The organism is Pseudonocardia sp. UM4_GMWB1 (assembly GCF_017312155.1).
GTDB classification, from domain to species: Bacteria; Actinomycetota; Actinomycetes; order Mycobacteriales; family Pseudonocardiaceae; genus Pseudonocardia; species Pseudonocardia alni.
The window spans coordinates 1,878,835-1,899,102 of sequence record NZ_QJPN01000001.1; the positions used below are offsets into that span (position 1 = coordinate 1,878,835).

The following is a 20,268-nucleotide window of genomic DNA, read 5'->3' on the forward strand; positions in this document are numbered from 1 at the left end:
GAACACGCAATGACCTGGTCCCGCGCCTCGGGCGCCTTCGGACGAGGAGGATCGACGCGATGTAGTCGACAGGGCGTTGACTCTGGTCAACGCTTCGTGCACTATGTCATCCGACACCGGCTGAGCATCAGCCGACGAGAAAATGGAGGCGGTGTATGAGCGCACAGGCGGATAACCGTGCGACGGTCGAGCGCTTCTGGGGGGCTCTCGATGACGGCCCACCTCGCGGCCCAGCCTTGGAGGCTTGGAAGGAAACGTTCGCTGAGGACGGCGTGTGGGAGATGCCATTCGCGCCCGAGCCGCTAGCCAAGAGCGTGCCGGGCCGACACCTCATCGGACATTTTATCGACTGGTTCTTTGATTCGGTGCCGGACTTGCGCATCGACTCGTTGACGGTGCACGACACCACCGATCCGGAGCTCTTCGTCCTCGAGCTGCATGGCAGAGCGACGGTGTCGCAGACGGGAAAGATCTACGCGAATACCTACTGCACCCACATGCGGATCCGGGACGGCAAGATCGTCCTTTTCCGCGAGTACTTCAATCCCGACGTCGTCCTCGAGGCGTTCGGGCACGACGAGATTGCCAAGGGTATGTCTGCGGTACTCGCTGCTGCTGGAGTGGAGGTCAGTCAGTGAAGTTGGAACCGGAGTTCAGTTACACCGCAGAGCTCGCCGAGCCCCAGGTCGTCGGCCCGGGGCCCTACGGGCTGCGTCAGGTCCTCGCCGTCACGGGAGGCAAGGTCACGGGCAAGCGATTCAGTGGGACAGCAGCCCCCGGTGGCGGTGACTGGCTGCTGGCCGGGGACGACGGCTTCGGTCGACTCGATGTGCGCGCGCAGTTCTACACCGACGACGGCGCGGTCATCTACATGAGCTACCAGGGCCTGGTCCAGGTGACCGAAGCGGCCGCGGGCGCACTTGGAGGGGGCGCAACGGGCACCGACTACGGAGACCACTACTTCGTCACGACACCACGCCTGGAGTGCGGCGACCCCAGGTACTCCTGGGTCAACCAGACCGTCTTCGTGGGTCAGGGGCGCATCCAGCCCGGGCCGATCGTCGAGTTCCAGGTCTTCCGGGTCGACGCATGAGACCCGCCGGCCGCTTCGGCGGGTCCGTCCAGTTCCGGGGGTGACCGATCGCATGAGCGTGCTGCATGCGCAGGTCGAGCAGTTGTTGCGGTCCGTATCCGCGCGCCCGACTCCGCATCCGTGGGAGATGTCGGTCGCCGCCTACAGGCAGGCCGGCGAGAACATGACGGCGTTGTCGGGCTCCGTTGACGAACGCTGCACAGTGGAGAACCTCACGATCCCGAGTCGTGAGGGGGCGCTTGCCGCACGGTGTTACCGCCCTCCCGTCGCTGGACCCAGCCTGCGCTCCGGTGTTGTCTATCTACACGGCGGGGGGTTCGTACGCGGGAGTCTGGACAGCCACGATCGACTCTGCCGAGAACTCTGCGTGCAAGGCGACCTAATCGTGGTCTCCGTCGCGTACCGACTGGCACCTGAAAACCTTTATCCTGCTGCTCAGGACGACGCCGGAGACGCATTCTTATGGGTGAGCGAGCACGCCGATAAATTAGGCATCGACGTCGATTCCATTGCCGTCGCCGGTGACTCCTCCGGGGGCGCGCTGGCGGCGGGCGTCGCCCTTGCCTCGCGAGCGCAAGGCCCGCCGGTCAAGGCACAGGGCCTACTGTGTCCCGCTCTCGATGCCACCATGAGCAGCGACTCCGTGGAGCGGTACATGGACGGCCCCTTCCTTACCCGAGCCGCGCTCGAATGGTCATACGACCAGTACATCCCGGATCCAGCTGACCGTCGTTCAAGTTTCGCCTCACCATTGCTGATGCCAGATCTCGCAGGTGCGCCACCTGCCGTCATCATCAGCGCCGAGGTTGATCCCGTTGCTGACGATGCTCGCCGGTATGCGGCAATGCTCGCGGCGGCGGGGGTCGGCGTCTTAAATTATGAGTACAAGGGCATGCCGCACAGCTTCCCGCTGCTGGCGGGGGTGCTGGACGACGGCGGTCACGCCATCACCGTATTCGCGCGATGGCTCTCGGACTTGCTCCGGGGAGATTCTCCATACTCGCAATATGCGGGACAACGTTGACTATGAACCACAGCGGATTTAGCGTCAGCGCTTTCGCGGGTTTAATCCCGATGATGCCCAGAACATCACAACACAAAGGACGAACGAGGACCGACATGGCCAATGCAGCGGAAGTCGACCAGATCCAGCCTTCTGCCTCTCGCGATGGCGAGAGCTACGTCTCGCACCGCGACGAGATCCACTTCAAGATGACCGGCGATTTCATGACGGGCGTGGACTTCTGGATCCACGCGACGGGCGAGACCACCAACGGCCAGTTGATCATCATCGAGACCAACTGGGTCCGCGGTACCGAGCCGGTGTGGCATATCCACCACCGCGAAGAGGAGGGGTTCTTCGTGATGGACGGTGAAATCAAGATCCACACCGAGGCCGGTTCGTACAGCGCGAAGCAGGGCCAGTTCGTGTGGGGCCGCAAGGACCAGCGGCACACGTACGAGGTGGTCGGTGAAGAGGCCCGGATCCTCGTGGTGTTCGTGCCCGGACCCGACAGCAAGGGTTTCGAGCCCAACGGCGGTATCGACAAGTACTTCTACGAGGCCCGCGACCGGGAGCTCCGGACGCCCGAGCAGGTGGAGACGGAGGTCGAGAACCTGAAGGTCAACTACGGATTGGAGATGTTCCCGGACCTGCCGCACCCGCGTGACCGGGAGGGCGAGGCCTGACCTGTCCCTCGGATATCCGGCCATCGCTGAGTAACGGAGTTGCTGTGACCATCGACGTATCCCTCGACACCGTGACGCACTGGATCGCTGGCACTGCCGTCCCCCCGACGGACGGGCCGCGCGCAAACATCCTTGATCCCGCCACGGGGCGCGTGATCAGAACCGTCGTACTGGGCGGTGCTGATGCCGTCGAGGAAGCTGTGGCCGACGCCCGAACCGCAGCGGAGGCCTGGGCCGCCACCCCCGCCCCGGCGCGCGCATCGGTACTCCATCGGTTCCGCGCGCTGTTGCACGAGCACACAGACGAACTAGCTTCGCTCATCACAGCCGAACAGGGCAAGACGATCGCGGATGCCCGCGGAGAGATCGCCCGTTCCATCGAAGCTGTCGATGTGTCGCTCTCGGTGGTGCAGCAGCTCAAGGGCGAGTACGCCGATCAGGTGGCGAACGGCGTCGACACGTACTCCTTCCGGCAACCCCTCGGTGTGTGTGTGGGTATCACGCCGTTCAACTTTCCGGTCATGGTGGCGGTGTCGATGTTCACGGCCGCGATCGCCTGTGGGAACGCATTCGTCCTCAAGCCGAGTGAGCGGGTGCCGTCGGCGTCGGTTCGGCTGGCGCAACTAATGAGCGATGCCGGCCTCCCCGGCGGTGTGCTTAACGTCGTCCACGGTGACTCGGAAGCGGTCGAGGCACTCCTCGATCACCGCGATGTCGCCGCGGTGTCGTTCGTCGGGTCCACCCGCGTCGCCCGCATCATCTACCAGCGCTCGGCTGCGGCTGGCAAGAAGGTCCAGGCGCTCGGCGGCGCGAAGAACCACATGGTGGTGATGCCCGACGCAGACCTCGACGCCGCTGCCGATGCGCTGGTGTCCGCGGCCTACGGCGCCGCGGGTCAGCGGTGCATGGCCGTGACAGTAGCCGTCGCCGTCGGCGAGGCGGGAGAGGCTCTGGTCACGAAGACCGCCGAGCGCGCGAACGCGTTCAGGGTGGGCCCGGGGAATGCGGCGAGTGTCGACATGGGGCCGCTGATCTCCGAGGATGCTCTCGATCGGGTCCGTGGCGCACTGGAACTCTCCGTCGAGCAAGGAGGCCAACTGGTCGTCGACGGCCGCGAGCGGCCTCCTCCCGGAGCTGGCTACTTTATCGGTCCCAGTCTCGTCGACCACGTCAGCGTCGAGAGCGACCTCTACCGCGACGAGGTATTCGGCCCCGTACTGAGTGTGCTGCGCGCCAGAGATCTGGAGCACGCCTTGCAGATCGTAAACGACAATCCCTACGGAAACGGTGCCGCCATCTTCACCAGCAGCGGTGCGGCCGCACGTCGGTTCAGCCGGGGCGTGCTGGCCGGAAGCGTGGGGGTCAACATCCCTATCCCCGTACCGACCTCCTGGTTCGGTTTCGGCGGCTGGGGGGACTCGCGATTCGGTGACGACGGCCTCAACTACGACGCCTACCGCTTCTACACGAGGTCCAAGGTCGTCACCCAGCGCTGGACGGAGCCTACTCCGGGTCTTGCTCCGCATTTCGTCGCGGCGGCACGTCAGTAGCGCGGCGATCGAGGAGCTTCCATGCCTGAGAACAGTTCTACCGCGTCTGCCGCTTCCCGCGGCCCTCGACTCGATCACGTCGGAATACTTGTGCGCGATCTGGAGTCTGCCGTCGCGCACTGGTCCAATCGGTTCCGGGTCGAGGTCGCTCGAACGGTCGAGGCGCCGGCCATGAGCATCAGCGCGGCGTTCCTCGACGTGTCGGGGGCACCGGTCGAGTTGTACACCGTCCACGACGCCGATGCGCTCGATGCGGCCCTCGACGGCGCACCGGCAAAACTCGACCACGTAGCACTACGACTGCACCATGCCGACGGGTCTGAACTCGCCGGATGCGCTATCCGGGGGCCTGGTCGGCCGGACCCGATCGCCGCACCCATTCTGATGGGAGACGCGACACACGTGTGGATCGAGCCTCCCGGGATCGATGTTCTGCTCCAGCTGATCAGGCCCAGCGAATGATCCGAGACTCAAACGCTAACGAAACCACGCACAAGGAGGAGCGCAATGGGGCGCATGGAAGGTAAGGTCGCGCTGGTCACCGGCGCGGCCCGGGGCCAGGGTCGGGCACACGCGATCCGGCTGGCCCAAGAAGGTGCAGACATCCTGGCGTTCGACTGCCCGGCCGATGGGAGGGTGCCGTACCCCGTTGGCACGGCGAGTGATCTCGCGATTACGGTCAAAGAGGTAGAGGCACTCGGCCGCCGGATCATTGCGCACGAGGGCGACGTCCGCGAGCAAGCCGCGCTGGACGAGTTGGTGGCTTCGGGCATTCAGGTTTTCGGCGGGCTCGATGTCGCAGTGGCCAATGCTGGTATCTGGACCGTGCACCCTTTCGCCGATGTTCCCGAGGACGAGTTCCTGGACGTTCTCAACGTCAACATCATGGGGGTCTGGCGCACCCTGAAGGCGGTGACTCCCGCCCTGAAGTCGCGCGGCGGCGGGTCGGTAATCGTCGTCTCGTCCGGCAACGGCGTCGAAGGATCGCCGCATTACGTCCATTACGTCGCATCGAAGCACGGCGTACTCGGCCTGGCGAAGAGCGCGGCGCTCGAGTTCGGCCAGTTCGGTATCCGTGTCAACTCGTTACTCCCCGGACCTACCGACACCCCCGCCCTCGACTGGCAGGGTGGCTACGATCTCTGCTCAGGAAAGGGTCCGGGCCAGGGTGTCAAGGCGGATCTGCAGGGCGCGAAGTACTGGTCGGTCCTCCGGGATGTGGGTCTCCTGCCGACACAAGCCATGAGCGAGGCGGTGCTGTGGCTCGCGTCCGATGAATCACGGTGGACGACCGGACTCGAGATGCTGGTCGACGGCGGTCACATGCTCATGCCGGGGCTGAACATGGCGAAGATCGCGTTGGACAGCCAGTAGCGTCCGAGCAGGTGTTCACCGGTGCACCCACTCGCGACCATAGAGCGTCCGCAGTCAAATGGTCGTCATGGTCTTGACCGTGCCGGCGAACGAGAGGGCGTTTTCGCTGCGCAGGCTCGTGAACGAAGAGTACGTTCTTCCGCCATCTTCTCGCATCGACGCGGCAGCGAGTGACCTGGCGTGGCGATCCGGCGATCGCCACGCCAGTGACTCGTCTCGCGCGATGCCGGCGGCTGCAGCGTCGATGAACCTACCGATGATCGAGTCTCATTGCGTCGGCGCGGCCCGCTCCGGTCGCAGCGGACGTCGACTATTCCACGCAATATGTCCGTGTTTCCCGCACCTGGATGACCTCGTTGACGGCCTGCTCGATCGCCGCCTCCGGCGGCATGCCATGCGGACGCTAGTCATAGGCATCCTCGAAGCGCGGGCTGGCTCGCGCCTGCCGACCTTGAGGTTTCGTCGGCCCCCTCGTTTCCGCTGCCCTCCGGCTTAACGAAGGGTTGGTCGCGACAGGCGGCATGCTAGACCAGGTAAGCGACCTTGCGCGGCCACGACGTGGAGTTGGACACCCTGCGCATGCCGCGATCAGTCCTCGGCTGTCGTCCGAAGTCGCGCGGATTGCGCTTGCCGGGTCCGGTCCGGCAGCCACACCACGGTGGCCCCAGGCGTAGCTCAACGCGATGATTTTCGTGCGATTCGGCCAGTGCGTCAGCGTCGGTCTGGAAGTCCGCTCCGGCGGGCGCCTGATCAGTCCAGGCACGCCGCTGCTCGTGTTCGGCGAAGGTATGCAGGTTCGCGAGCAAATGCGGCTCGAGAAGATCATTCAAACAGGAGTAGCAGTGTCGAACCTCGCTGAGAATCTGGTCGCGGCCGCGGCCAATTATGGAGACCGCCCGGCCGTGAAGCTTGACGAGTACCTCCTGTCCTACCGCCAGCTGCATCGCCAGGCCGCGGCCGTGGCCGGTGACCTGCGGGCCCGTGGCGTGCAGCAGGGTGATCGCGTGGGCCTCATGTTGCCGAACGTCCCGGCATACGCAGTCCTCTTCTACGGCATTCTGTTGACGGGCGCGGTCGCGGTGCCGATGAACCCACTGCTTAAGTCGCGTGAGGTCGAGTACTACCTCAACGACTCAGGCATGACACTGGTGTACGGGTTGGACGGTAGCGATGCTGTTGCCCCAGCTGTGGCAACGAAGGTCGGGATCCAGTCGGTCTTGGTACCTCCTACTGGTCCGACCAACTTGTCCGGCGACCCGGTCCTTGAAGCCACCGATCGTGCCGATGACGACACTGCTGTGATCTTGTACACCTCCGGGACCACAGGACGTCCCAAGGGGGCAGAGCTCACTCACCGGAACATGTCGACCAATGTTGCGACGACAGTGGACACTCTGATCGAAGTTGGTCCGGACGATGTGATCCTCGGCTGCTTGCCGTTGTTCCACGTTTTCGGCCTCACCTGCGGGCTCAATGCAGCGGTGAGGGCGGCTTCGCTCCTCACTCTTGTTCCCCGCTTCGATGCGGCCAGGGTATTGCAGGTTATGGCGCGCGATCGAGTGACGGTTCTTGAGGGTGTGCCCACGATGTACGCTGCAATGTTGCACTCTCCGGATGCTGGCGACATGGACACGTCGTCGCTCCGCACCTGTATCGCTGGCGGCGCCGCCATGCCAGTCGAAATCCTCAGGGCGTTCGAGGAGAAGTTCGCGTGCGAGATCTATGAGGGTTACGGGCTCTCCGAGACGGCGCCGATCGCCTGTTTCAACCAGCCTGGGCGGGAGCGCCGACCCGGCACGATCGGAATACCTGTGCGCGGCTGCCGGATGCGGCTCGTCGACGACGACGGCGCGGACACGCCCTACGGTGAACCGGGCGAGATCGCTATTCAAGGCGAGAATCTCATGAAGGGATACTGGAAGCGACCGGAGGCCACTGCCAAGGCCATCCCCGACGGGTGGTTCCGCACCGGGGACATTGCCACCCGCGATCGCGATGGATACTACACCATCGTGGACCGAAAGAAGGACCTGATCATTCGCGGCGGATACAATATTTACCCCCGCGAGGTCGAGGAGGTTCTTTACGAGCATCCCGCTGTTGCCGAGGCGGCGGTGATTGGCATTAAGCACAAAGACCTCGGAGAGGAGATCGGCGCGGCCGTGGCCCTCAAGCACGGAGTACGTGCAGATGCCGAAGAATTGAAGGATTTCGTTCGCGGTCGACTTGCCGTCTACAAGTACCCGCGCGAAGTGTGGATCGTCGACTCCTTGCCGAAGGGGCCGACAGGAAAAATCCTCCGGCGAGAGGTCGAGCCACCGGATCCTTCCTCCGCCGCGGCGCAGTAGTGAGGCCTGGCAGCCAGCCGCCGCTACGACCGTCCAGACGGGTGTGTGAGCGCGCGGTGGGCAGGTCAACGCGACCCCTTTGGAGCTGAAGTGAACACGTTGCACGGCCGCACCATCGTCATGCCCGGAGGCTCGGGCTGGCGGTTCTCGTCGCGGCGGCGATGGCGGGCGCCCGGGCGGTTCTACCGTCCGCCGGTGACTGAGCAGCAGGCGTTGGCCTAAGACCACGGCCGTAGGCGTCCGCCACGTTGCCCGGCCTTCAGCACGTCGGCGCGGGTGCCCCTCCGGCACGCACCACCGCCAGATCCGCACCCGCGCACCTTTGCAGGACAGCGCTGCCGGCGGGTAGCCCGCCTGATCGATACCACCCATCGCGTGGCTGGGCGGGGAAACCCGCGCAGCCACGCGAGGTCATGGTAGCCGGACCACGGTGGGAGCGGAGCCCTACGAGGCCGGCTGGCTCTTCCGCATCGGGGGACCCCGCCTGGACCGACGATCCGCTCGACGCCGAATCCTGCCGAGGGCTCAACGAGGGCTGATGCGGATAGCGGCGGCACGGCCTTCCACGCTCAGGGGCGAGTCCGATGTGGGCCCGTACGTGATGAGGAAGGCCGCGCCGACCGCCCGGAGCACCGCCTTCCCGTCGGGATGCGCGATCCGCACCGCATGCCGTGCTCTCGGCCCCGAAGGCTCCTCGTAGGAAGTGTCGGTCGCCCGGCACCCTCCTCGACGACCACGCCGGCATCGCCCACGCCGAGATCCACGACAACGAAACCGCCGCCACCGCCACCGCCGTGCCGCGCCACGCGGTGGCCTGATCCGCCGCCCGCAGGGTCAGCACCCGCCGGGTCCTGTCGGACAACGGTTCTGCCTACCGCTCCCACACCTGGCGCGACACCTGCACCGAGCTCGGCATCACCCAAGGCACACCGGTCCCTACCGCCCGCAGACCAAGGGCAAGTCGAACGGTCCCACCGCACCCTCGCCGACGGCTGGCCCTTCGCACGCCTCTACACCCGGGGAGGCACAACCCCGCAAAGCGCTACCCGGATGGTTGCACCACGACAACCACCACAGGCCCTACACCACCATCGGCGGACCCCACCACTCAGCAGGTTGACCAACCTGTCCGGACTGTCCGATCTTCGGTGTAACTGGTCCGACACGCGAGACCTGCTCGGCGGGAAGAGCAGTCATGACCGACACGATCGAGCCAGCGCCGGATGGGATTGATCAGCAGCAACTCGCCCAGCAGCTTATCGACACTGCCCCGTGCTGCAGGGATAGAGCTCGTAGGCTCGGGTGGGTTGCTCTTGGGCCTGACCAAGACTGTTTTGGAGACCGCTCTGGAAGCCGAGATGAGCGACGACCTCGGCTATGAGCCGCCGCGATCCAACCGGTCGCCGCGGCGAGAACTCGCGCAGCGGCACCAAGACCAGGACGGTGCTGACCGAGATCGGCCCGGTCGAGATCCAGGTCCCCCGGGCTCGGGACGCGAGCTTCTCCCCGACGATTGTGCGCAAGCGCCAGTGCCGCCTGGACGGGATCGATGAGATCGCGCTGTCGCTGACGGCCCGTGGTCTGATCACCGACGTCGAGGTCGCCGAGTTCTGGCTCGCCGTGCTTACAGAGATCAAGAACCGAGGCACCGCGGACGTGTGCATCGCGGTCTGCGACGGCCTGGCCGGCCTCGGTGAGGCCATCACCGCGGTGTGGCCGGCCACGGTGGTGCAGACGTGTGTCCCGCACTTGACCCGCCACACCTTCCGCTACGCGTCGCGTCGCGACTGGGAGGCCATGGCGCGCGAGCTGCACCTGGTCTACACCGCACCACCGAGCAGGCCGCCGACGCCCGATACAGGGAGTTCGCCGAGCGGCGCTGAAGTGTCTCTATCTGGTGGCCCGGTCCCTGGACCCGACCGGGACGGGCAGGGCCCGGTGGCCGATGTGGGTGCGGTCAAGTGATTTGGCCCGCTTCGTAGTCTTCGTTTCTGGCCCCGCTTGCGTCATCGGGGTCCTGAGGGATTGCCTGAGGGGCGATGGTGAGTCGGCTCAGGCGGTCTGGGTCGGTGATGACGTCGAAGCTGTGGATGAATTTCTGGGCGATCATAAAGGTGATTGCTAGGACGGGGCGCCCGTCGCGCTCCACGAATGCGCCGAGGTCGCCGTCGATGAGGGCTGGGCTGGCTTCATGGGCGGGGCGGGAAAAGCTGCGTGCTTCCTTCGCAATAGCATGGGCGCCTCTGATCGTCGTGTTTTGCCCTGGCGCGAGCAGGGCCGGGTCGACGTAGCGGGTGGCGTCGGGGGCGAGGATGTCGAGCATCGCGTTCGTGTCGCCCTCACGGATCGCGTTGAGGAATCGGACAATGAGGGCGCGGCGGCCGGCCAGATCCGGAGGGGCGTTCTCGGCGCCGAGTCGAGCTCGGCGGCGGGCCCGGGCCGCTAGCTTCTTGGTCGCGTCGGTGGACCGCTCGAGGACCGGTGCGATCTCTTGGAAGGGGATCGCGAAGACGTCGTGGAGCACTAGGGCGACCCGTTCTGCGGGCGAGAGATTCTCGAGGACTACGACCAGAGCTCTGCCGACTGAGTCGGCAAGCGCCGCGTCGTCGGCGGGGTCGTCGGAGTTCGCGCGCAGCAGGTTGTCAGCGTCGAGGGGCGATTCGCGTCGTGCTTGGCGTGCCCGAAGGCGGTCCAGGCAGAGCCGTGAGGTGACTGTGGTCAGCCAGCCGCCGAGGTTGTCGATCGTACCGGCATCTGTGTGAGCGAGCCGTATCCAGGCGTCCTGAACGGTGTCCTCTGCGTCGACAGGCGAGCCGAGCAGGCGCGCGGCGAGCGCCTGCAGGCGTGGGCGGTGCTGGCCGAAGCGTGCAGCGATGGTGTCGATCTCGTCGTTTCCCGCACGGTGATCCATGTGTCCCCTCTCTGCTGCGTGCTTCGTCATAGGTGATGACGACTCGCGCAGCGGCTGCGGGACGCAGTACGCGACCTGATCGGGTCGAGCGCCACCCCTGGGGAAACGATATGACGGTGTTGATGGTCCAGTTCTCGGTCGAACCGGCCGATGTCGGTGAGATCGAGCCTGCTGCCGAGAAGGTGCGCGGCGCGCTCAAGCACGCCGAGGTGTCGGGAGTGGGGTTTGCGGCATGCAACCTGGTTGACGGGGTCTTCTTCGTCAGTATCCTCCAGCTCGAGGATCAGGCGCTCAACCCGCTGCCTGGCTTTGAGGCCGCTCGTGAGTTCCAGCAGCTCATGGCAGCTCGCGCGACCGGGCACCAGCCCCCGGTGGCTTCCCGAGCGACCGCGCTGGGCTCGCGCCACCTGTTCTGGTACTCATCTCCTCTTTCCTCGGACTGATCGCATCATGGTTCTTGCCTATGTCGGTGTGACGGTCGCCGCGATCGTCGCGAACGCCTTCATCGCCGTCGCGGACTTCACCCGCGCGAGATTTGTCCTGGAAAACTCCGCTTCGGTCGGGGTGCCAGAGTCCTGGCTGACTCCGTTGGCTCTTCTCAAGGCGGCGGGAGCGGTGGGGCTGCTACTCGGGTTGCTTGGGGTCCCGTTCGTCGGGCTCCTCGCCGCAACCGGACTCCTCCTGTTCTTCATCGGGGCGGTCATTACTCACGTGCGGGCCGGGGACTACTCGGTCTCGCTCGGGTTCCCTATCTTTTACTTGCTCCTTGCGGCTGCATCGCTCGTTCTCGGCATCGCGGTGGGTTGACAGCGTTGCGCGGGTCGGTCAACGACCGTGATGGATGTCGGAGCCCAGTGGCCTGGACGACACCGCCGGCGACGCGGAGCTTGACGACTCAGTCGGGACTACTTCCAGAGCTCTGGAAACGGACTCGCGAGATCTCAATCAACTAGTCTGCTGCGTCCGGGCGCAGGCGAGTCGGTAGGACTGGGTGCCGGTCTCGATGATGTTTCCGGTGAAGGTTCGGCGGTCGATGAATCGCCGCGCAGAGTCGTGGGTCGGTGAAGGTGCGGGTCCAGCCGGAGAGCGGCTGGTTCGACGCGATGGCGATCGCGTTGGTCTCCTCCCCCTCGGTCAACACCTGGAAGAGCAGTTCGGCGCCCAGGCGGTCGAGTTCCATGTAGCCAAGCTCATCGACGCAGAGCAGATCGCCCCGGCCGTAACGGGCGATGGTCTTCTCCATCTGACGCTCGTCGGCAGCCTCGAGCAGCTCGTTGAGGAGCTTCGTGGCCAGGGTGTAGCGGACCTGGATCCCCTGGTGAGTGGCTGCGGCGCCCAGCGCGATGAGCAGGTGGGACTTCCCAGTCTCGCTGTCGCCGATGAGGCAGAGCGGCTCACCGGACTTGATCCAGGCCCCTGTCGTGAGGGTATCGACGGTGGCCGGGTCCAGTGTCGGGTTGGCGTGACAACCGTCAAACACCACGCCAGCGGACTTGACCTGCGCCGCTGGCGGCAGCGGCGGCGGCTCTGGCGAGACCCGGGGGAAGGTTGACCCGTCCTGCAACGGCGATGGCGAGCTGGACCGGATGCTGGACGACCGCCACCCCATGATCCAGTCGGCCATCCTGCGGGGCGACATGCCGTCGGGCAACGGCTGATATCTCACCGACCCGTCGACCGCTGCCTGTTTTTGCCGAACCGGCAAGACAGTTTGCCGATGGGTCGAGGTGGGCGGTTAGTGTCGAATCATGGTCAAAGAACGGCTGGAAACGGACTACGAGGCGTGGCGGCGCGACCGCTGGGACGAGATTGCCGGACCTTCCGGGAAAGCCGGGGTCGTCCAGCTTGCGACGATCACCGGGTCGGCTCAGACGGTCGAGGGCGTGCCCGGAGGATGGGACGCGAGCGACCCGGACGGGCTGAAGTTCACCGCGGCTGGCGCGGACGGCGTGTCGCTGGACGGCCGTCCGGTGAATGGCACGGTCACGTTGACCGGGGGCAGCAGGCTGCGGTTGTCGGGTGAGCGCACCGTGGCCATCTCCGGGAGCGAGGGAGTCTACGGGCTGACCGTATGGGACCCCGCAGCCTCCTCCCTGGCGCGGCTGCGGGGGATCGCCGTGTTCCCGGTGGATCCGACATATGTGGTAGATGCCGAGTACCGGAGGACGCCGGGACGGGAAGTGGAAATCGAGCGACTGACCGATCCGCCCACCAAGCACATTCTCCCGGCGCCCGCCGATCTGGTATTCGAACTTGCTGGGCAGCAGTTCTCCCTGATGGTGATCGAAACGTTCCCCGGCAACCTGCTGGTGGTGTTCACCGATTCCACCACTGGCGCTGAGACGCCGGACATTGGGAGGTGGGTGGTGCTGCCACCGGTTGCGGGCGACGCCGTCCGGGTCGATTTCAACGAGGCCTTGCTTCCCCTGCATGTCTTCTCACGCGCTTTTCCGTGCCCGCTGGCACCGGAGGGTAACCATTTACCTGTGCCCGTACCGGCGGGTGAGCGCGCACCTGTCCACGGAGAATCGATAGGAGTACGTGAGGCAATGAGCACCGATCTCAAAGACACCGCTACCCGCTACCTGCGACGGCTTGAAGCGGGCGACTACGCAGGGATGCGTGCGCTATGCACGGACACCGCGACCGTCTGGCACAACGACGGCAAGGGGCAGCAAACCATCGACGAAAACCTCGCGATGCTCAAGGATGGTCCTGCGGCGGAGGCGTCCCTGCACTACGACATCATCCGCCAGTTAACCGAAGCGGACGAGATGCTCCAGCAGCACGTTCTGTGCATCATCAACGCCGACGGGCCGGTCGGCGAAGTGCAGGCGGCGATGTATTTCCGCTTCCGGGACGGACTCATCGACCGGATCGAGGAGTACGCCAACTTCATCCCGGCCGCTAACTGACGCTGAGATGAAGGTGGTGGTGATCGGTAGGTGGCGTGGCTGGCGGGATGTCAGCGGCCACCCGCCTGCGTCGACTCGACGAGAAGGCTGAGATCGTGGTGTCGAGAAAGGTGGGTATGTTTCGGTCGTCAATTGTGGCCTACCCCACCGCATCGGCGGCATGATCGGTGAACAGTCGGCGCTGCTGCCGCATAATCTGGACGTGTTGAGGGAGAGGTTCGCGCTCGACGTGCGAGTAGGTCAGGAGGTGCTGGCGCTCGACTGAACAGCCCACACGCTCACGGTGCCGGGGACACTGGTCCGGTGTGGACTACGCACAGCACTGGGATCACCTCGTCTTCAGCATGGGCGAGGAGGCGGTGGTGCCGTCCGCGCCTGAAGTGAAACGCGCGCATGTATCACGGATGTCGTCGATGCTGACGCCACCGTCCAGGCTGCCGAGCGCGCCCGTACCTCTGTGGTGATCGGCGCCGGGTTCATCGGACTGGAGATGGCCGAGAATTTCCACAGTAGGGGTCTGCCGGATGCGTTGGCTGAACCCCCCGGGGGGGGGCGAGGTGTCTCGTCCCCGGGTTTGATGGAGACAAGGGACGCCCCGAAGTCAGCGCAGTCGCTTGGGTGCAACTTCTAGGCCACGACGATCTTGTTGTGTGTCTCGGACTCTAGCGGTGACAGCCAGCCCGGGGCGCTGTACCGACGGCGCCGGTTGTGCCAGATCGCGAGGTACTCGAAGATCGGGTTGGCCAGCTCGGTCCGGATCTTCCACCGGTCGCCTGTCGAGCAGCTCGATCTGCATGCGCGACCAGAACGACTATGGGACTCGTACCCATGCCCTCACCGTCGTGGGCGCCGATCGAGGACGGATCGCGCAGCACCGCTCGGTCATGCACGGTGAGCCCGGGATCAGCGCCGCGCCAATGGCCGCATTGACGACGGCCGATGTACGGCGGACCAACCTTATCCGGGGGAGGCAGCCGCGAGCCCGGGTCACGACGCGCCCTCCCTCCGACGAGCACAGATCACGGCGTCCACCCCGCTCTTCGCGGCGGGCCGCCGACGGTCCTCGGCGACGGCGATGTCCCACTGCTCGGAGCCGAGGGCGGCGCGGGCCTCGTCGACGGAGACCTGCACTTGCCCGGCCGCGGGCGTCTCGGCGCCAGTGTCAGGATCGATCGGCCGGTGGCCGACCAGGAACAGCGTCCCACCGGGTATTACTCCGGAGGCCATGCGTTGAATTAGCTCGTGGACAGCACCTGCGCTGTGGACGTAGAGAAAGACGACGAGATCGAAGTACCCCGGCTCCGGTGCCCAAGTGGTCAGGTCCCCCTCGATGAAGTCGATTCGCCCGGCGATCTCGGCCCCGAGAGCCTCCTCGGCGGTCGCGCGGGCGTGCTCCAACACAGCAGGAGAAAAGTCGAGTGCGGTGACCGTCCAGCCGCGAGCGGCGAGCCACATCGTCTCCGCCCCGTGACCACAGCCCGCGTCCAGCGCTCGACCAGCCGGAAGGTCACCCACCTCGGCGGTGAGGTGTGCGTTCGGAGGCATCCTCGCGACCGTGTCACCGTGCTCGTCTAGCACCTCCGTCCACCGTCGTTCCCAAAACTCGCGATCCAACGTCATGGTCTCGACCACCTCCGCCGAGCATGATGCCGCGATCCCTACCGGGGCTGCGAAGAGGTCAGCGGCGACCGGTGCCGACCGGTCGAGTCCATTCACGCGGTCGACACGCTCGGCCGGCGGTCGGGGTGCAGGTACCATCGCCGGTGGCTGGTACTCGTCGGCAGCCGTGCCGACGAGTACCAGTGCGAGCACCGGCGTCGGCCTTGGTACGCCCGGTCGCCGGGGGCCAGGCCGGATCCGCCGCCCGGGCTGCCCACAACATGCCGAGGTGCTGGTGGTCAGGTCCGCGTCGCGCCTCGCCGACCAGCTCGCCCTGGCGGTCGCCCCGGACGGTGAGGCAGGTCGCGAAGGTCGCCATGGTGGGCGAATAGGTCGAACGCGCCCAGACGTCTTCGGCGGTGGGAGAGGTCAGCGCGGTGAAGCCGACTCTGCCGTTGCGAAGGGGCGACCAGCCCGTCGTCGATGACGGTGTCGGCGGGGAGTTGCGATGTTGCCGCCGGTGAGCATGCCCTACGCACCCGCTACTGGGTATGTTTTCGAGAGAGCGATATTCCCATAGACTGGTCACCATTGCAGGCACCAGATTCGGTCGTGAGCAGCTGCTAGCTACGGCACTACGAGCCATTGACCGACAGGTGATCCTCGGCGATGAACAACGCCGATGTCTCAGGGGTTCAGGCCGTCGGGCTTGCTGCTGCGCCCGCTCGGCAACAAGGACGGTGGGCGGACTGAGGTCACGACGCACCCGGCCGACCGCGTCGGTGACCGCGTTGACGTCCGTGACGTCGGCGGCGTGGCGATCCCTCCGCGAACTGGCGGTCGAGTCGCCGGTCGCCTCTGCGGCCGTCCCGTCGAGGTCCAACACGGCGACGTGCAGGCCGTCGTCGGCGAGTCGCCGGGCGGTCGCCGCGCCGATGCCCGGGCTCCGGTCACGATCGCGACGGCCGGGTGGGCCGTGGATGCCGCCCCGCCCGCGATCGGCGGCTCCACCGCGGCGGGACTCATGACCGCGCCACCGCCCGCCGCACGAGCCCGCCGCCGACGATCAGACGCTGGATCTCGCTGGTGCCCTCGTAGAGCCGCAACAACCGGACGTCGCGCTAGATGCGCTCGACCGGGATCTCGCGCATGTATCCGGTGCCGCCATGGACCTGGACGGGGCGCTCACCGCGGTCATCAGCCTGATCGCCGCGTTGACCCTCCGCAGTCCCTACCGCCCGGACGAGGTAACCGAATCACCCGCCTCGCCAGCCGAGCCTGTGGCGAACGCGTAGCGCGCTTGCAGCACTCTCAGCGGATGACTCCCCTGGGTTGCGTGGCCGGGGGCCCGGCAAAGCCGTGGTAGGCGGCCGCCGAAATGCGGTAGCACACGGCCGCGGACGAGAGAAGCGCAGTGACCTCGGTGACCTGCGGCGCGACGTCTCTGACTTGCGCGACGAAACACGGACCGGACTCACTAGAGGCGCGGAAAGCTTGATCTGTCGACCGCTGGGCAGGCGCAGATCGTAGAGCTACTAATTCGCTAATCGGTCGGAAAGGCCAAGTCGAGTAGTAGAATGCAGTCGCCGCGCCGTGGGTGCCCAAGCCGATTTCCCCCGAATCGCGGCACCGGATCGCCGATGCCGGGACGGCTACTGCTGCGGATCGCCAGGTGGGCCGCTTCGGTGATCAGAACGGCGGACGCGGCATCGGCGTGGGGCCTCGGGGACGGCAGGGCATCTCCTCGGTCCTGCGAACGTAATGATCAGTCGCACAGTTGCCTGTGATCACGCCGCCCGGGCGTACGACTCGTCGTCAACCAATGCGCGACAGAGTGATGCCCGGACCGTGCCCAGGAGCCTTCGTGGCGGTAGAGGGACTCGCCGGCTGGTCTGTCTCATCGAGATCGCGTGGAGATCGGTCACGACCCCCCGCGGCATACGGGTCCAGTGACGTGAACGGCATCCGCTGAGCGATATCCGGGGGTGAAGCCTGTGGAAGGGGGCGCCGCCTAAGTCTCGAACCTCGATGCGTCGCACGCGACTACGAACGCAGGCCCGCTTAACGTCGAGGCTATGGCCGCGGTGTCGGGACGATTCGATTGGTGTCGGCACTGTCGGGGGATTAGCAGTTTTCGAGCCTTACAATGGGGACTGAACGAGGAGATCGAGGCCAGCGACCGGAGACTTCGAGACTCGATCATAGGCTTTCGCTACGCGTTGTGAGGCCGCAAGGGAGCTCGAACGAGGCGCTGGGTTACCATGTAACTGTGGCGACTACTTCCTCATCCGGCCCTGCCCGGTCGGACGTTAAAGTCGGTAGGCGGCGGCCGACGAAGGGTGATCGGCGCGAGCAGGCGATCCTCGACGGTGCGTATGAGCTGCTGCGTGACACGCCACTCCGCACGTTGTCTATCGACGACCTTGCCAAGCGAGCTGGTCTGTCTCGGTCGTCGTTCTACTTCTACTTCGAGTCGAAGTGGCAGGTTCTGTTCGCGATGCTCGGACCCATCACCGAAGATGTGTTCACCGCTTCGCGGCTCATCTTCGAGCGTCCCGTGGACATGGACCCGCAAGAGGCGATCGAGCAGGCCTCGGCGGAGGTCGTGACTGTGTGGCATCGGCACGGTCACATCCTCCGGGAGGTCGGAGACGCTGTGGGCGCCGAGCCCGACCTGCGGTCGCAGTGGGATTCGATGCTGGGGCAGTTTATTGAAGCCGCGGCCGCTGCCATCGAGCGCGACCGGGCGGCCGGGGTAGCCCTCGACGGACCACCTCCGCGGGCGCTGGCAGCGGCGCTGATGTGGATGGGCGAGCGCAACCTAGGTCTGATGAGCATGCGCAGCGGGAATGCGATTCCTAGCGAGGACGCTGTTGACACGATTGCCACAGTGTGGCTGCGCACCATTTTCGGCGTCGGAACACGAGCTCAGCAGGACGGTGAAATTGCTACTTGACCCGGAGCTACCTGTCGGGTCGACTCATCGATTTCGGGTGGTTGCATGCACCGCTGAATAAGGCGATGTCCGCACGCCGATGCAGCGAAACCTGTGCCGTGCCCAGACCAGGCACTTCTAATATTGTTTTTGTAAGAGCAGAATTTGGTTGGGCCGCTAAGCTGTCACGGAACTTGCTTGAATTGTCGAGTTGAATGTGCCTAAGCCCGAGGGGGAGATGTGCGACGCGATCTCGGCCTTCGGCGTGAACGGATCGGGACGTGGTGGCCGAACTGCGCGGGACGCTCGACTCCCGGATATTTTTGCCGTTTCGATGAAGTCCACAGCGGTACGATTTGTGCTGCGGCCGCGGCGGAGAGGATCTGACCCAGCAATTGCTCGTCCCGGGAGGCGGTGACCCCAGAGCTCAAACCGTCGCGCTTCTAGTCGACCGCGCCGATAATGCCGCTGGCGATGCCCATGACGTCGGGATACCGGACGACCGTACTCGTACAGGACATTGTCTGTGCAGTCGTGGTCAAGCTGATTGTCCGCAGCACCGACGATCGCCTCGGCCCGCATGTCGCCCGCCAGTTGCGCGGTGAGGATTCCGACCACCGTGCACGGGCAAGGGCGTCGACAGCGGCCACTAGCTGTGGTGACCCAGGACGTTGTTGACGGTGCCAGGGGCGTGTCGGGTTGATCGAGGGGAGGACCTCCGGGCGAAGTGGGTGTGTCTGACGCACTCACCTCGAGACACCGGAGGTCCTCGGTGGCACACCGTAATGCCCGCACGACCCTCTACGCCCGCCGCCTGATCGTGCAGCGCCAGCAGGCTGGTTGGCCTGCGGCCCGGATCGCTGAGCAGCTCGGCATCTCCCGGGCGACGGTGCACAAGTGGATCAACCGGTTCCGGGTCGAGGGATGGGACGGACTGCACGACCGATCCTCACGCCCGCACCACAGCCCCACCCGAACCCGCAACGACACCGAGGGCCAGGTCCTGGCCCTGCGGGCGACAGCCCGACGGGGCCCGGTGTTCCTGGCCCATGAACTGGGCATGGCCGCCTCTACGGTCGGCCGGATCCTGCGTCGTCACCGGGTGATGCCGCTTCGTGCGCTCGACCCGATCACCGGAGGACCGGTCCGCCGACAGCAGTCCGCACGACGCTACGAGCATCCCCGGCCCGGTGATCTGGTCCACATCGATGTCAAGAAGCTCGGCCGAGTCCCCGACGGCGGTGGCTGGCGCCTGCACGGTCGCAGCGAAGAAGTCCGCGGCCGCAAGGTCCACGGCCGGGCGCTGGGCTACGACTTCCTCCACGTTGCCGTGGACGACCACTCCCGACTGGCCTACGCCGAGGCCCTACCCGACGAGCGTGCCCCGACCAGTGCCGGGTTCCTCCGCCGCGCCACCGCCTGGTTCGCCGATCACGGCGTGACCCTCGCGCGGGTCCTGACCGACAACGCCCGTGTCTACCGGGCCGGCCGCGGCTGGACCCAGGCCTGCATCGACCTCGGGATCAGCCGCCGGTTTACCCGCCCGCACTGCCCCTGGACGAACGGGAAAGCAGAACGGTTCAACCGGACCCTGCTCGACGAGTTCGCCTACGCCCGCCCCTGGCTGTCCAACACCGACCGGCTCGCCGCACTCGACGACTGGGTCCATGCCTACAACACTCAACGAGCCCACTCCGCCATCGGCGGTCACCCACCCATCACCCGACTCACCAACTAACCCAGCCGCCAACAACGTGATGGGTCACCACAACTAGCGCCTGGCCAGGCGTCCAGGCTGCCCAGCCCCCGGCGAGTGCATTGGGACCCGTCGATGTCGAAAACGACCATATGCCC

The 20,268-nt window shown here is 65.8% G+C and carries 17 protein-coding genes and 5 pseudogenes; 16 read left to right on the top strand and 6 right to left on the bottom strand.

What is annotated here, in order from left to right; genetic code table 11:
- Positions 1-155: 155 nt before the first annotated feature.
- From DMP15_RS09135 to DMP15_RS09180, 10 genes and pseudogenes are all read left to right on the top strand, one after another.
- Positions 156-638, top strand: coding sequence for a nuclear transport factor 2 family protein (locus DMP15_RS09135; RefSeq protein WP_179762086.1), 483 nt, complete (start codon positions 156-158; stop codon positions 636-638).
- Positions 635-1,093: a DUF3237 domain-containing protein gene (locus DMP15_RS09140; RefSeq protein WP_179762087.1), complete on the top strand. Its 459-nt coding sequence runs from the start codon at positions 635-637 to the stop codon at positions 1,091-1,093. Before DMP15_RS09135 ends, DMP15_RS09140 begins: the two co-directional genes overlap by 4 nt.
- 52 nt (positions 1,094-1,145) lie before the next feature.
- Positions 1,146-2,117, top strand: a complete 972-nt coding sequence (locus DMP15_RS09145; RefSeq protein ID WP_337825621.1) for an alpha/beta hydrolase — start codon at positions 1,146-1,148, stop codon at positions 2,115-2,117.
- A gap of 95 nt (positions 2,118-2,212) precedes the next feature.
- The gene (locus DMP15_RS09150) at positions 2,213-2,782 is read left to right on the top strand and encodes a cupin domain-containing protein (RefSeq protein ID WP_179762088.1); all 570 of its coding nucleotides are present in this window, start codon (positions 2,213-2,215) and stop codon (positions 2,780-2,782) included.
- A gap of 44 nt (positions 2,783-2,826) precedes the next feature.
- Complete coding sequence (locus DMP15_RS09155; RefSeq protein WP_337825622.1) at positions 2,827-4,332, top strand: CoA-acylating methylmalonate-semialdehyde dehydrogenase; 1,506 nt, start codon at positions 2,827-2,829, stop codon at positions 4,330-4,332.
- Between the two features lie 21 nt (positions 4,333-4,353).
- Entirely contained in the window at positions 4,354-4,794 is a 441-nt protein-coding gene (locus tag DMP15_RS09160) for a VOC family protein (RefSeq protein WP_337825623.1), read from the top strand.
- Between the two features lie 45 nt (positions 4,795-4,839).
- On the top strand, positions 4,840-5,706 hold the full coding sequence (locus tag DMP15_RS09165) for a mycofactocin-coupled SDR family oxidoreductase (RefSeq protein ID WP_337825624.1): 867 nt from the start codon (positions 4,840-4,842) through the stop codon (positions 5,704-5,706).
- A 683-nt stretch (positions 5,707-6,389) separates the two neighbouring features.
- Positions 6,390-8,054, top strand: a complete 1,665-nt coding sequence (locus DMP15_RS09170) for a long-chain-fatty-acid--CoA ligase (protein ID WP_337825625.1) — start codon at positions 6,390-6,392, stop codon at positions 8,052-8,054.
- A gap of 683 nt (positions 8,055-8,737) precedes the next feature.
- Positions 8,738-9,188: pseudogene (locus tag DMP15_RS09175) on the top strand (integrase core domain-containing protein); the annotation flags it as partial.
- A gap of 61 nt (positions 9,189-9,249) precedes the next feature.
- Positions 9,250-10,002, top strand: a pseudogene (locus DMP15_RS09180) (transposase); the annotation flags it as partial.
- 9 nt (positions 10,003-10,011) lie between these two features.
- Here DMP15_RS09180 and DMP15_RS09185 read toward each other — a convergent pair.
- Entirely contained in the window at positions 10,012-10,965 is a 954-nt protein-coding gene (locus tag DMP15_RS09185) for a sigma-70 family RNA polymerase sigma factor (RefSeq protein ID WP_337825627.1), read from the bottom strand.
- A 116-nt stretch (positions 10,966-11,081) separates the two neighbouring features.
- Between DMP15_RS09185 and DMP15_RS09190 the strand changes: the two genes are divergently transcribed.
- Both DMP15_RS09190 and DMP15_RS09195 read left to right on the top strand, forming a co-directional pair.
- Positions 11,082-11,408 carry a hypothetical protein gene (locus tag DMP15_RS09190; RefSeq protein ID WP_337825628.1) on the top strand — a complete coding sequence of 109 codons (327 nt, stop codon included), beginning with the start codon at positions 11,082-11,084 and terminating at the stop codon, positions 11,406-11,408.
- A 7-nt stretch (positions 11,409-11,415) separates the two neighbouring features.
- Positions 11,416-11,772 (top strand): DoxX family protein, encoded by a 357-nt coding sequence (locus tag DMP15_RS09195; RefSeq protein ID WP_179762092.1) that lies wholly within the window; start codon positions 11,416-11,418, stop codon positions 11,770-11,772.
- 142 nt (positions 11,773-11,914) lie between these two features.
- Here the strand turns inward: DMP15_RS09195 and DMP15_RS09200 are convergent, their stop codons facing one another.
- Positions 11,915-12,589: an ATP-binding protein gene (locus DMP15_RS09200; protein ID WP_337825629.1), complete on the bottom strand. Its 675-nt coding sequence runs from the start codon at positions 12,587-12,589 to the stop codon at positions 11,915-11,917.
- A 124-nt stretch (positions 12,590-12,713) separates the two neighbouring features.
- On the opposite strand from DMP15_RS09200, the gene DMP15_RS09205 reads away from it, so the two are divergent.
- Entirely contained in the window at positions 12,714-13,880 is a 1,167-nt protein-coding gene (locus DMP15_RS09205) for a DUF1684 domain-containing protein (RefSeq protein ID WP_337825630.1), read from the top strand.
- A gap of 460 nt (positions 13,881-14,340) precedes the next feature.
- Positions 14,341-14,511 carry a hypothetical protein gene (locus DMP15_RS30310; protein ID WP_443217695.1) on the top strand — a complete coding sequence of 57 codons (171 nt, stop codon included), beginning with the start codon at positions 14,341-14,343 and terminating at the stop codon, positions 14,509-14,511.
- Here DMP15_RS30310 and DMP15_RS30315 read toward each other — a convergent pair.
- From DMP15_RS30315 to DMP15_RS09220, 4 genes and pseudogenes are all read right to left on the bottom strand, one after another.
- Positions 14,508-14,691 (bottom strand): annotated as a pseudogene (locus DMP15_RS30315) (IS3 family transposase); the annotation flags it as partial. The gene DMP15_RS30310 and the pseudogene DMP15_RS30315 overlap by 4 nt on opposite strands.
- Positions 14,692-14,867: 176 nt before the next feature.
- Positions 14,868-15,692 carry a class I SAM-dependent methyltransferase gene (locus DMP15_RS09210; protein ID WP_337825631.1) on the bottom strand — a complete coding sequence of 275 codons (825 nt, stop codon included), beginning with the start codon at positions 15,690-15,692 and terminating at the stop codon, positions 14,868-14,870.
- A gap of 523 nt (positions 15,693-16,215) precedes the next feature.
- Positions 16,216-16,461: pseudogene (locus DMP15_RS30320) on the bottom strand (SDR family oxidoreductase); the annotation flags it as partial.
- A gap of 40 nt (positions 16,462-16,501) precedes the next feature.
- Positions 16,502-16,660, bottom strand: a pseudogene (locus DMP15_RS09220) (acyl-CoA dehydrogenase family protein); the annotation flags it as partial.
- 1,088 nt (positions 16,661-17,748) lie between these two features.
- Here DMP15_RS09220 and DMP15_RS09225 point away from each other — a divergent pair.
- Both DMP15_RS09225 and DMP15_RS09230 read left to right on the top strand, forming a co-directional pair.
- Entirely contained in the window at positions 17,749-18,435 is a 687-nt protein-coding gene (locus tag DMP15_RS09225) for a TetR/AcrR family transcriptional regulator (protein ID WP_337825632.1), read from the top strand.
- Positions 18,436-19,186: 751 nt separating this feature from the next.
- Positions 19,187-20,152, top strand: a complete 966-nt coding sequence (locus DMP15_RS09230) for an IS481 family transposase (protein ID WP_337825633.1) — start codon at positions 19,187-19,189, stop codon at positions 20,150-20,152.
- Positions 20,153-20,268: the final 116 nt, after the last annotated feature.